Source organism: Kocuria sp. CCUG 69068 (assembly GCF_020833785.1).
GTDB classification, from domain to species: domain Bacteria; phylum Actinomycetota; class Actinomycetes; order Actinomycetales; family Micrococcaceae; genus Kocuria; species Kocuria rosea.
This window is the reverse complement of the sequence record NZ_PDDL01000107.1, coordinates 1-11,559: the sequence shown is the minus strand read 5'-3', so window position 1 is coordinate 11,559 and position 11,559 is coordinate 1. Positions and strand designations below refer to the sequence as shown.

Genomic DNA, 11,559 nt, shown 5'->3' with positions numbered 1-11,559 from the left:
TTCGAGCTCGAGGTCCTCGACGACGGCTCGCCCCGCCGCGGCACCGCCGGCACCGGGTTCGGCCTCCAGGGGCTGCGCGAGCGCGTCCGCCTGCACGGCGGCGAGGCGGAGATCGGGCCGCGCTCCGGCCGGCCCGGCTGGCGGGTCCGCACCCGCTGCCCCCTGCCCCCCGGCGGCACCGGGGAGGACGCCCCGGACGCGGCCGCCGGCGCCGCCTCCGGCGCCCCGGACGGGATTCTGCGAGGATCGGAGGCATGATCCGTGTCCTGCTCGCCGACGACCACGCCCTCGTGCGCTCCGGCTTCGCCATGGTCCTGTCCGTGGAGGACGACATCGAGGTCGTGGCCCAGGCCTCCGACGGCGCGCAGGCCGTCGCCGCCGCCCGCGACGGGGCCGTGGACGTGGCGCTGCTCGACGTGCAGATGCCGGTCATGGACGGCATCGAGGCCACCCGCCGGATCGTCGGGACCGGGTGCGCGAAGGTCGTGATCGTCACCACGTTCGACCGCGAGGACTACCTCTTCGACGCGCTCGCCGCCGGGGCCAGCGGGTTCCTGCTGAAGAACGCCGACCCGGACGACCTCGTGGAGGCCGTGCGCGCCGTGGCCGGCGGCCACGCGCTGCTCGCCCCCGAGGCCACGCTGCGCGTCATCCGGGCCCTGACCGCGGACGCCCCGGCACCCGCCCCCGAGGCCGCTCCCGCGCCGGCCGACCCCCTGCCGTCCGACCCCGCCCGGCGCCGGGTCGTCGAGTCCCTCACCGAGCGGGAGCACGAGGTGCTGCTGCTGGTCTCGGACGGGCTGTCCAACGCGGAGATCGCCCAGCGGCTGTTCCTCGGGCCCGCCACCGTCAAGACGCACGTGTCCAACATCCTCGCCAAGACGGGCTCCCGGGACCGGGTGCAGGCCGTCGTCTTCGCCCACCGGGCAGGCCTCGTCGACTGAGCGGGCTCCGCCCCGGGACGGAGGCCGCCGGCCGCGACCCGCTCCCCGGGGCACCCGCACTCCGCCCGGGTGGGGATCCGCCGGGGCCCCCGCGTTCGTAGGCTGACCACGAGCCGCCCGGCACCCACCGGGAGGACGCACCCCGAGAGGACCCGGGCCCATGAGCACCAGCACCACCCCCGCCGCGACCACGACCCGCTTCCGGAGCCGCCCCGAGGGGCACGTCCTGGAGGCGCGCGGCCTGAGCCGGTCCTTCGGGGGCCGCACCGTGGTCGAGGACGTCTCCTTCCGGGTCGAGCCCGGCCGGATGACCGGCTTCGTCGGCGCCAACGGCGCGGGCAAGACCACGACCATGCGGATGCTGATGGGCGTGCTGCGCGTCTCCGCCGGCGAGGTCCTGTGGGACGGCCGTCCCGCCACCGCGGCGGACCGGGCCCGCTTCGGGTACATGCCCGAGGAGCGGGGGCTCTACCCCAAGCAGCCGGTGCTCGACCAGCTCGGCTACCTCGGCCGGCTCCACGGCATGGACCGCCGGGACGCCCTCGCGGAGGCCGGGCGGCTGCTGGAGCGCTTCGGCCTGGCCGAGCGCGGGAAGGACAGGCTGGAGTCCCTCTCCCTCGGCAACCAGCAGCGGGTGCAGGTCGCCGCCGCGCTCCTGCACGGGCCCGCCGCCCTGGTGCTGGACGAGCCGTTCTCCGGCCTGGACCCCGTGGCGGTGGACTCCATGGTCGAGCTGCTGCGCGAGCACACGGCCCAGGGCGTGCCCGTGCTCTTCTCGAGCCACCAGCTCGATCTCGTCGACCGGCTCTGCGACTCCCTGGTCGTCCTCTCCGGCGGCCGGGTCCTGGCCTCCGGCACGGCCGAGGACCTGCGCCGCACCGGTCCCCGCCGGCACCGGTTGCGCTGCGAGCAGGACGCCGGCTGGGTGCGGGACCTGCCGGGCGTGCGCGTCGTCGACGTCGACGGACCCGCCGCGGTGCTCGAGCTCGCGGACGCCGCCGCCCGCCGCCGCGTCCTCGAGACCGCTGTGCCCCGCGGGCTCCTGGAGTTCGCCGAGATCGTGCCCTCCCTGTCCGACGTCTACCGGGAGGTCACCCGATGAGCGCCCGCCCGCCCGCAGCCCGTCCCTGGTGGATCGTCACGTCCCGCGAGATCTCCGTCAAACTGCGGGACCGGTCCTTCCTGCTCTCCACGGTGGTCACGGTGCTCCTCGTGGCCGCCTCGATCGCCGCCTCCGCCCTGTTCGGAGGCCGGGCCGCCGACCACGTCCTGGCGACCGCGGCGCCCGACGCGGCGCCCGTCGCGGCGCGGGCCGCGCAGGAGCTGGCCGAGCGCGGCGAGGACACCCTCACCGTGCACTCCGCCCACTCCCCGGACGCGGCCCGCGAGGCGGTGGCCGACGGGACTGCCGACGCCGCCCTGCTGCGGGACCTCGACGGGTGGACGGTGGTCGGCCAGGACGACGTCGACCCCGCCCTCGCGCGGGTCCTCGAGGACGCGGTGGCCGCGGAGACGCTGGCGGCCGGCGCCCGGGCCGCCGGGACGACCGCCGAGGAGCTGACCGCGGGTGCCGAGGTGCGCACCGAGCTGCTGTCCGGCGGACAGGACCGCGGCCCCGCACGGCTCGTGGTGGGCTTCGTCTTCGCGTTCCTGTTCTACCTGGCCGCCATCCTCTTCGGCATGGCCATCGCCAACTCCGTGCTCGAGGAGAAGCAGAACCGGGTCGTGGAGATCCTGGCCACCGCCGTCCCCGTCCGGCAGCTGCTCTACGGCAAGGTGCTCGGCAACTCCCTGCTCGCGTTCGGCCAGATCGGGCTCTACGCCGCGGTCGGCCTCGTCGGCGTCAACGTCACGGGCGCCGCCGCGGACGTCGGCTGGATCCTCGCCGCGTCCGGCTGGTTCGTGGCCTTCTTCGTGGCGGGCTTCGCCGCGCAGGCCTCCGTCTGGGCGGTCCTCGGCTCCCTGGCCTCCCGCTCCGAGGACCTCCAGACGAGCACCGGGCCGATCATGACGGTGCTCATCGGAGCCCTCTTCGTGGGCCTCTACGCCGAGGGCGCGTGGCTCACGGCCGCGTCCTTCGTCCCGGTCGTCTCCTCGGTGGCGATGCCCATCCGGATGCTGGACGGCGGCGTGGCCTGGTGGCAGCCCGTGCTGTCCCTCGCGCTGGCCCTCACCGCGGCCTGGGTGCTGCTGCGCCTCGGGGAGCGGATCTACCAGCGCGCCGTGTTCCAGGGCGGACGCTCCCTCACGTGGCGGGAGGCCGCGCGCCTCGAGCAGTGAGCGGGCAGCGCGCCGCCGGACGCCGGACTTGACGGCGTCTGGCATACTGGACGGGTACTCGATGCGTGCGGTCCCTCTCGCCGCACGTTTCTCGTGTCCACAGAACCCCTGTGACCGGCCCGCCCCACGGGAGCGAGACCAGGGCGTTCACCTCATCCAAGAACCAGGAGAGTCCACACCAGTGGCTGTTAAGATCCGTCTCAAGCGCATGGGCAAGATGCGCGATCCCCGTTACCGCGTCGTCGTCGTCGACTCCCGCAAGAAGCGCGACGGCCGCGTCATCGAGGAGATCGGCAAGTACCACCCGACCGAGCACCCCTCCTACATCGAGGTCGTCTCGGACCGGGCCCAGTACTGGCTCGGCGTCGGCGCCCAGCCGTCCGAGGCCGTCGCCGCCATCCTGAAGGTGACCGGCGACTGGCAGCGGTTCAAGGGCGAGGAGGGCGCCGAGGGCACCCTCCGGACGCGCGAGCCCAAGGCCGAGTTCGTCGCCCCCGACAAGGGCTCCGTGATCGTCCCCGAGGCGATCACCCCCAAGGGCGAGAAGGCCGAGCCGGCCGCCCCCGGTGCCGAGTCCGACGACGCCCCCGCGGCTGACGCCGAGAAGGCCGAGTAGTCATGCTCGCCGACGCGTTGGAGCACCTGGTCCGCGGGATCGTGGACAGCCCCGATGACGTCGACGTCCGTGTCAAGAGCGGGCGCCGGTCGGAGACCCTCGAGGTCCGGGTGCACCCGGACGACCTCGGGCGGGTCATCGGCCGCCAGGGCCGCACGGCCAAGGCGCTGCGCACCGTCGTGGGCGCACTCGCCGAGGACGGCCCGGTCCGGATCGACGTCGTCGACACCGACCGCACCCGCTGAGGCGCGCACCGGGCGCCCCGGCGTCCGGTCCCGCCGCCCGCACGGTCCCCGCATCCGCACCGGATGCGGGGACCGTCGGCTTTTCCCCGCCACCGCACCCCTCCCCGCGGCCACCCGGCCGCCGACCCCCAGGAGATCCATGAAGGTCCAGGTCGCCCGCGTCGGCAAGCCCCACGGCATCCGGGGGGAGGTCACCGTGCAGCTGTTCACCGACGCCCCGGAGGAGCGCTTCGCCCCCGGCGCCCGGCTGCTGCTCGAGCCGTCCGTCCCCCTCGCCCCCGAGGGCGTGGTCACCGTGCGCGGGGCGCGCTGGAACAAGGCCGTGCTCGTGGTGGCCCTCGAGGAGGTCCCCGACCGCAACGGGGCCGAGACCCTGCGCGGAGCCCACCTCTACGCCGAGGCGCTGGAGGAGGACCCCGAGTCCGACGAGTGGTACGAGCACGAGCTGGTCGACCTCGAGGTGCGCACCGGCCCCGAGGACGGGTCGGGCCCGCGGATCGGCGTGGTCACCGGGCTGCGCACCCTGCCCGTCCAGGACCTGCTGGAGATCGAGCTCGACGAGGGGCGGCGCGAGGCCGTGCTCCCCTTCGTCGAGGAGATCGTCCCGGTCGTCGACCCCGAGGGGGGCTTCGTCGTGGTGACCCCTCCGCCGGGGCTGCTCGAGCTCGGCCTCGACGACGGGAAGCCCGACGAGGGGAACGACGACGACGGGAACGGCGACGCCGTGAACCCCGGCGGTGGGAACCCCGGCACCGGGGACCCCGCGGACGAGGCGACGGAGGGCGGGCGCTGATGCGCATCGACGTCGTCAGCATCTTCCCCGAGTACCTCTCCGCCCTGGACCTCTCCCTGATCGGCAAGGCCCGGCAGCAGGGCCTCCTCGAGCTGACCGTGACGGACCTGCGCGAGTTCACGACCGACCGGCACCGCACCGTGGACGACACCCCCTACGGCGGCGGGGCCGGCATGGTGATGAAGCCGGAGCCGTGGGCCGCGGCGCTCGGCGCCGTCCTCGGCGGCGGACCCGCGCCGGCGGGGGAGCGGCCGGTGCTGGTCGTGCCCTCCCCGGCCGGTGAGGTCTTCACTCAGGCCACCGCCCGCGAGCTGGCCCTGCGGGAGCACCTCGTCTTCGCGTGCGGGCGCTACGAGGGCATCGACGAGCGCGTGGTGGACTGGTCCCGCGAGCACTTCGAGGTCCGCCCCATGAGCCTCGGCGACTACGTCCTCAACGGCGGGGAGGTCGCCGTGCTCGCCATGGTCGAGGCCATCGGGCGCCTCGTGCCCGGCGTGGTCGGCAACCCTGAGTCCCTCGTGGAGGAGTCCCACGCCGACGGCCTGCTCGAGTACCCCGTCTACACCAAGCCCGCGCTGTGGCGGGACCGGCCGGTCCCCGAGGTCCTGCTCTCCGGCCACCACGGCCGGATCGTTCGCTGGCGGCGGGACCGCCAGCTGCAGCGCACCGCCGCCCGCCGCCCCGACCTCGTCGCGTCCCTCGACCCCGCCGGCCTGGACCGCGCGGACCGCGCCGTCCTGGCCGAGGCCGGGTGGGTCGTCTCGGGCGGACACGTGGTGCGCGCCGGGGACGGCGCCTCCGGGGAACCTGTGGCATAATGTTCAGCTGTGTGTCTGCTGGGCACGCCCCTGCCGCAGGGGGATGAGCGACCAACAGCCGGACACCCGGGACCCCGAACAGGGCTCCCGTCACCACGTCTTGCGGATCCCGCACCCGGACCGGGCACCGCCCCGCCACCACGGATCCGTGCCGACCCACGTGAGCGACCTGCGGCGTTCACCAGGAGAGTCACCATGAACATTCTCGACCAGCTCGACGCCAAGTCGCTGCGCAGCGACGTCCCCGACTTCCGTCCGGGCGACACCCTCAACGTGCACGTCAACATCGTCGAGGGCAGCCGCTCCCGCGTCCAGGTCTTCAAGGGCTTCGTCCTCGGCCGCCAGGGCGCCGGCGTGCACGAGACCTTCACCGTCCGCAAGGTCTCCTTCGGCGTGGGCGTGGAGCGCACCTTCCCGGTGCACTCCCCGGTCATCGAGAAGATCGAGGTCGTCACCCGCGGTGACGTCCGCCGCGCGAAGCTCTACTACATGCGCGACCGCCACGGCAAGGCCGCCCGCATCCGCGAGAAGCGCGACAACACCACGGCCAAGTCCTCGAAGTCCGGCAAGGCCGTCAAGTCCGGCAAGTCCGGCAAGTAGGACAGCGCGCGCTTCGGTGTCCACCGGAACCCGCGCACGGGACCCCCGCGCCACCGGGTCCCACGCCGTTCGGCGAGAACGCCAGCCCCGTGCTCGGGGCTGGCGTTCCGTCGTCCTCGCCCTCCTGGCGGCCGTGCTGGTCACGGGTCTGCTGCGCGCCTTCGTGCTGGACGTCTACTGGATCGGGTCGGACTCGATGCAGCCCACGGTCGAACCGGGGGACCGGGTGCTCGTGGGGAAGCTCGTCGACGAGGACGCTCTCGAACGGGGCGACCTCGTGGTCTTCGACGGGCGGGGCAGCTTCGCCCCGCTGCACAGCGACGACCCGTGGCCCGTGCAGGTCCTGCAGACCCTCGGCCGGTGGAGCGGGCTCACCGGCTCGGACAGCGTGTACCTCAAGCGAGTGATCGGCACCCCCGGGGACACCGTCGCCTGCTGCGGTCCCTCCGGCCGCCTCGAGGTCGACGGCGAGGAGATCGTCGAGGACTACGTCCTCGACGGGGACCGGCCCAGCGAGGTCGAGTTCACCGCGGTGGTCCCGGAGGGCAGGCTCTGGCTGATGGGCGACCACCGGTCGGTGTCGGTGGACTCGCGCAGCCTGCTCGGCGCGCCCGGTGGCGGACTGGTCCGAGCGGATAAGGTCATCGGAGAACCCATTGCTGTTCTTTGGCCCCGGGACCGGGCCGGGCAGCTCTGACGCGATCCGCACGGATCCGGATCCGGACGCCCACAGGCGTCCGCCCAGGAAGGACGAGAGCAGTGGCCGACAGGACCCAGCCCGCCGGCGACGGCGTGCCCCAGGAGAACCACGGCGTCCCCGGTGACGCCGCCGTTCCCGTCCCGGCGGCGCCCACCGCCGACGCGGAGCGCGCCACCGCACCCCTCGACGGCGCCGAGGACGGGCAGGACCAGGCGTCGTCGCGCCGCGCGGGCCGGCGCTCCTCCGACCGGCGCTCCCGCAAGAAGCGCCCCGACACCTTCTGGGGCTCGGCGCGGGAGATCCTCCTCGTGCTGGTCTGGGCCGTGCTCATCGCGTTCGTCGTGAAGACCCTGCTGGTGCGGGGGTTCTACATCCCCTCCGGCTCGATGGAGAACACCCTCCAGCTCAACGACCGCATCTTCGTCAACGTGCTCGAGCCCACCTTCGGCCCGCTCGAGCGCGGGGACATCGTGGTCTTCGAGGACGCCAAGGGCTGGCTGCCGGCCCAGCCCGACAGCGGGGGCGGGCCGACCGACGCCGTCTACGACGCCCTGGCCTTCGTCGGCGTGCTGCCCGATCGCACCGACCAGCACCTCATCAAGCGCGTCATCGGGGTCGGGGGCGACACCGTGGCGTGCTGCGACGCCTCGGGGCGGGTCACCGTCAACGGGGAGGCCCTCGAGGAGCAGGACGCGTACCTCTACCCCGGGTCCGCGCCCTCGGAGCTCGAGTTCGAGGTCGAGGTCCCCGAGAACCACTACTTCGTGCTGGGCGACCACCGGGACGCGTCCGCCGACGCCCGGGTGCACCTGGCCGAGATCGCGGACAACGGAGCGTTCATCAGCCACGACGACGTCGTCGGGACCGCGTTCGTCATCGCCTGGCCGCTGGACCGGTTCCAGCTGCTGCAGAACCCGGACGAGGTCTTCGCCGACGTCGCCGACCGGTCCGCCGGTGGCTCCTGAGCCCCGGCCGGGCCGGCGCTCGGCGCCGCCCCGGGGCGGGGCCCCGGGGCTCGTCGTCGAGCGGTCCCTGCAGGAGCCGGACGGGCGCCTCGTCGGCGGGATGGACGAGGTGGGCCGCGGGGCCCTCGCCGGACCCGTCACCGCCGGGCTGGTCGTCCTGCGACCCGGGACCGGGCGCGGGGTCCCCGGGCTGCGGGACAGCAAGCTGCTCACCCCTGCACGGCGAGAGGCGCTCGTCCCCCGCATCCTCGCCTGGTGCGCGGCCGCCGGCGTCGGCCACGCCTCGCCGCAGGAGATCGACGGACTCGGGTTGACGGCCGCGCTGCGCCTGGCCGGACACCGGGCGATCGCGGCCGCGGCGCGGCGGGGGACGCCGCCCGACGTCGTGCTCCTCGACGGCGCGCACGACTGGCTCTCGGAGCCCGGCGCCGGGACGCTCTTCGGCGACCCCCCGCCCGCGGCGGACGGCCTCCCGGTGCACGGGTGGGACGGACAGGTCGTGACCCGCGTCAAGGCAGACCTGACGTGCGCGTCCGTCGCCGCCGCCAGCGTGCTCGCGAAGGTCGAGCGGGACCGGGTCATGGGCGAGCTCTCCGCGGGCTGGCCGCAGTACGGTTGGGACAGCAACAAGGGCTACGGCGCCGTCCGGCACCGCCGCGCCCTCGAGGAGCACGGGACCACGCCGCACCACCGGCTCAGCTGGCGGCTCACGCAGGCGCCGCCCGCGGCCGCGCCGAGCACGATCGGAGACGGGACGACATGAGCGCCGAAGAACTCGAGAACTTCGAGACGGACCTCGAGCTGCAGCTGTACCGCGAGTACCGGGACGTCGCCGGGCTCTTCCAGTTCGTGGTGGAGACGGACCGCCGCTTCTACCTGGCCAACTCGGTCCGGGTCGAGCCGGTCGAGACGAAGAACGGGCTGTACTTCGACGTGGAGCTCAAGGACGCGTGGGTGTGGGACGTCTACCGCTCCGCCCGCTTCGTGAAGCACGTGCACGTCATGAGCTTCAAGGACGTCAACGTGGAGGAGCTCGCCCACGCGGACCCCTTCGCGGTGCCGGGCGCAGCCGGGCCCGTGCCGGAGGGGCCCGCGACCTCCTGATCCGCCCTGCACACGGCCCCTGGGGCCCCTCGGCGGGGGACCGGCGCGGCGCACGATGAGGGCACCCGACCGGCCGCCGCCGGGACGGCGCCGCCGAGCAGGGAGGTGTCCCGTGTCCGAGGGACTGGGCGCGCTCGGCGAGCTGCTGGCGGCCGCCCACCTCGAGGCGCGGGGGTACCGCGTCCTGGAGCGCAACTGGCGCGCACGGCCCTCCCGGGACGGACTGCGGGGGGAGGCCGACCTCGTCGCGGAGCACGAGGGCTGGGTGGTCGTCGTCGAGGTGAAGACCCGCTCGAGCCTGCGGTACGGGCATCCGTTCGAGTCCATTACGCGGCAGAAGATCGTCCGTCTGCACCGCCTGGCGGCCGCCTGGGCGCGGGCCCACGACCGCGACCCCCGGGTGGTCAGGGTCGATGCCGTTGCAATTACTTTCGCACACGGCGGATGGCCGGAGATCGAGGTCCTGCGGCAGATCCAATGAGACGCGGCGCGCCCGGGCCCGCGTGACATGCCTCGTGCGACGTGCCAATGTTGAACCGTCGATGACCGGGAGTAACGACGGAGGTGTGCTGTGGTCGCTGCGGGACCGCTCGCCGCTCCACGACGCGCTGCGGCTCTCGCGGCGGCTGTCGCGCTGACCGCCACCGGGTGCGGCGTGCTGAAGGCCCCGGAGCCCGACGCGATCGCGCAGCCGGGCACCGTGACCACCGCGCCCAGCGGTCTCAGCCCGGGCCCGTACGCCCTCACCACCGACGAGGGCGCGGTCATCACCTTCGACCTGCCCACCGTGCCGGCCCCCGACGACGACGTCGAGCAGCTGCGGCGGGACCTGAGCGTGGAGCCGGTGGTCTACGTGGAGCTGCACATCGACAACACCGAGGGCACCCGCACCGTCCAGATCGACGACCTCAAGGTGATCAGCCACGAGGGCGGGCAGTTCCCGTTCGAGCCGGTCGCCGAGGTCCTCTCGGACTGGGACCCCAACCGCTCCGGGGAGGGCGGCTTCTGGGGCGCCGACGGCTCCCCCCTCGACCCGCAGGAGGGCGCCCGGCTCGACGCCCGCACGCACGAGCTGATCGCCCAGTACACCGGCGCCGTGCCAGTCGGCGCCACGGGCCGGGAGCTCATGGTCGGCGACTTCGAGAAGCTGCCGAAGACCTTCGACGACATCGAGCTGTCCCCGTACCCCAACGACCGGTCACAGGACCCCGCCCCGGTCGGGCACGGGCCCGAGCAGCGCCAGTACCGGGCCGGGGTGCCGAAGCCGGCGCCCCGGGAGCGGATCGAGGCGGAACCGGCGCCGGCACCGGCGGCACCCGAACCCGCCCGTCCCGCCGCGCAGCCGCCTCGCGTGCCTGCCGCGCCGGTGCCGGCCGAACCCGCACCGGCCCCCGAGCCCGAGCCCGAGCCGGCGGCGCCGCAGCCGCCGGTGGAACCGGCGAACCCCCAGCATCCGGTGGACCCGGTGATCCCTCCCGTCGTCCCTCCCGCGGAGCCGACGCCGGAGCCCACGCCGACGCCCGTTCCCCCGGTCGCGCCACCGCCGGAGGAGACCATGCCTCCCGCCGAGAACCCCGCCAGGGGCGAGGTCGCCACCCCCGGGGCCACCGCCGGCGCCTCGGCCTCGCCCTCGCCGAGCACCTCCAGGCGCTGGAACTGGCCCCCGCGCCCGGAGTCCACGCCGACGCCCGCGCCGTCGGCCTCGACCACCACTCCGTCGCCCGCTCCGTCCCCCACGGCGACACCCACCCCCACGGCCTCCACGGGCGCTCCGTCACCGGCCGCGACGCCCGGGCCGTCACCCTCGCTCCCCAGCGGGGCCGAACTGGTCTGAGCCGGCGGACTTCTCCACCGTCGGGCGGGCGACACCGCCGCGCTCCGCCGGCACGGCACAGTCTGGGAACGAGGAGGTTCCCATGCACCGTCGTCGTCCCCTTCCGTTCCCCGTCCCCGGGCGCCGCCCCCGGGACCCCGTCGCGCCCGCCACCGGGGTGCGCTGATGGGCTTCGCACGCACCTGGGCGGTGGCCCTGGTCGGGCTCGACGGGTCGATGGTGGAGGTCGAGGCGGACATCGGGCAGACCCTGCCCGCCTTCTCCATCGTGGGGCTGCCGGACGCCGCGCTCAACGAGGCGAGGGAACGGCTGCGGGCGGCGGCGCGCAACAGCGGGATGCCCCTGAGCCCGCGCAAGCTCACGGTCAACCTGACCCCCGCGACGCTGCCCAAGCGGGGATCCCTCTTCGACCTCGCCATCGTGATGAGCGCCCTGCAGGCCGCCGGTGACGTGCCCGCAACCGGACGGACCGTCTTCCTGGCCGAACTGGGCCTGGACGGGGCGCTGCGGCCGGTGCGCGGCATCCTGCCGGCGGTCATGGCCGCCGTGCGCGCCGGGCACGAGCGGATCGTCGTCCCGGCGGCCAACGCGGCGGAGGCGGGGCTGGTCCCCGGCGCACGGGTGGAGGGCTTCCGCTGCCTCGCCGACGTGCTCGCCGGC

The 11,559-nt window shown here is 74.6% G+C and carries 15 protein-coding genes and 1 pseudogene; all 16 read left to right on the top strand.

Features of this window, described 5'->3' with window-relative positions:
- Nucleotides 1–258, top strand: a pseudogene (locus tag CRM73_RS15810) (sensor histidine kinase); the annotation flags it as partial.
- On the top strand, nucleotides 255–944 hold the full coding sequence (locus CRM73_RS15805; RefSeq protein ID WP_095650548.1) for a response regulator transcription factor: 690 nt from the start codon (nucleotides 255–257) through the stop codon (nucleotides 942–944). The pseudogene CRM73_RS15810 and the gene CRM73_RS15805, both read left to right, overlap by 4 nt.
- Before the next feature lie 160 nt (nucleotides 945–1,104).
- On the top strand, nucleotides 1,105–2,046 hold the full coding sequence (locus CRM73_RS15800; RefSeq protein WP_017833760.1) for an ABC transporter ATP-binding protein: 942 nt from the start codon (nucleotides 1,105–1,107) through the stop codon (nucleotides 2,044–2,046).
- Nucleotides 2,043–3,224, top strand: a complete 1,182-nt coding sequence (locus tag CRM73_RS15795; protein WP_229588415.1) for an ABC transporter permease — start codon at nucleotides 2,043–2,045, stop codon at nucleotides 3,222–3,224. The genes CRM73_RS15800 and CRM73_RS15795 overlap by 4 nt, the downstream gene beginning before the upstream one ends.
- Nucleotides 3,225–3,405: 181 nt before the next feature.
- Nucleotides 3,406–3,840: a 30S ribosomal protein S16 gene (gene rpsP, locus CRM73_RS15790; protein WP_031283142.1), complete on the top strand. Its 435-nt coding sequence runs from the start codon at nucleotides 3,406–3,408 to the stop codon at nucleotides 3,838–3,840.
- A gap of 2 nt (nucleotides 3,841–3,842) precedes the next feature.
- Entirely contained in the window at nucleotides 3,843–4,085 is a 243-nt protein-coding gene (locus tag CRM73_RS15785) for an RNA-binding protein (protein ID WP_017833757.1), read from the top strand.
- Nucleotides 4,086–4,224: 139 nt separating this feature from the next.
- Entirely contained in the window at nucleotides 4,225–4,878 is a 654-nt protein-coding gene (gene rimM / locus CRM73_RS15780; protein ID WP_229588413.1) for a ribosome maturation factor RimM, read from the top strand.
- A complete protein-coding gene (gene trmD / locus CRM73_RS15775; protein ID WP_229588411.1) occupies nucleotides 4,878–5,696 on the top strand; it encodes a tRNA (guanosine(37)-N1)-methyltransferase TrmD in 819 nt (272 codons plus the stop codon). The genes rimM and trmD overlap by 1 nt, the downstream gene beginning before the upstream one ends.
- A gap of 195 nt (nucleotides 5,697–5,891) precedes the next feature.
- Nucleotides 5,892–6,296, top strand: a complete 405-nt coding sequence (rplS, locus tag CRM73_RS15770) for a 50S ribosomal protein L19 (protein ID WP_017833754.1) — start codon at nucleotides 5,892–5,894, stop codon at nucleotides 6,294–6,296.
- A 16-nt stretch (nucleotides 6,297–6,312) separates the two neighbouring features.
- Complete coding sequence (lepB, locus tag CRM73_RS15765; RefSeq protein ID WP_017833753.1) at nucleotides 6,313–6,993, top strand: signal peptidase I; 681 nt, start codon at nucleotides 6,313–6,315, stop codon at nucleotides 6,991–6,993.
- Nucleotides 6,994–7,055: 62 nt separating this feature from the next.
- Nucleotides 7,056–7,961, top strand: coding sequence for a signal peptidase I (gene lepB, locus CRM73_RS15760; protein ID WP_229588409.1), 906 nt, complete (start codon nucleotides 7,056–7,058; stop codon nucleotides 7,959–7,961).
- Nucleotides 7,951–8,724 (top strand): ribonuclease HII, encoded by a 774-nt coding sequence (locus tag CRM73_RS15755; protein WP_144836306.1) that lies wholly within the window; start codon nucleotides 7,951–7,953, stop codon nucleotides 8,722–8,724. Before lepB (CRM73_RS15760) ends, CRM73_RS15755 begins: the two co-directional genes overlap by 11 nt.
- Nucleotides 8,721–9,065 (top strand): DUF2469 domain-containing protein, encoded by a 345-nt coding sequence (locus CRM73_RS15750; protein WP_144836305.1) that lies wholly within the window; start codon nucleotides 8,721–8,723, stop codon nucleotides 9,063–9,065. Before CRM73_RS15755 ends, CRM73_RS15750 begins: the two co-directional genes overlap by 4 nt.
- A 112-nt stretch (nucleotides 9,066–9,177) precedes the next feature.
- Nucleotides 9,178–9,546, top strand: coding sequence for a YraN family protein (locus CRM73_RS15745; protein ID WP_229588407.1), 369 nt, complete (start codon nucleotides 9,178–9,180; stop codon nucleotides 9,544–9,546).
- Between the two features lie 174 nt (nucleotides 9,547–9,720).
- On the top strand, nucleotides 9,721–10,899 hold the full coding sequence (locus CRM73_RS15740; RefSeq protein ID WP_229588405.1) for a hypothetical protein: 1,179 nt from the start codon (nucleotides 9,721–9,723) through the stop codon (nucleotides 10,897–10,899).
- Nucleotides 10,900–11,064: 165 nt separating this feature from the next.
- On the top strand, nucleotides 11,065–11,559 hold a 495-nt coding region (locus CRM73_RS15735; RefSeq protein ID WP_305067809.1), incomplete at its 3' end, for a magnesium chelatase domain-containing protein.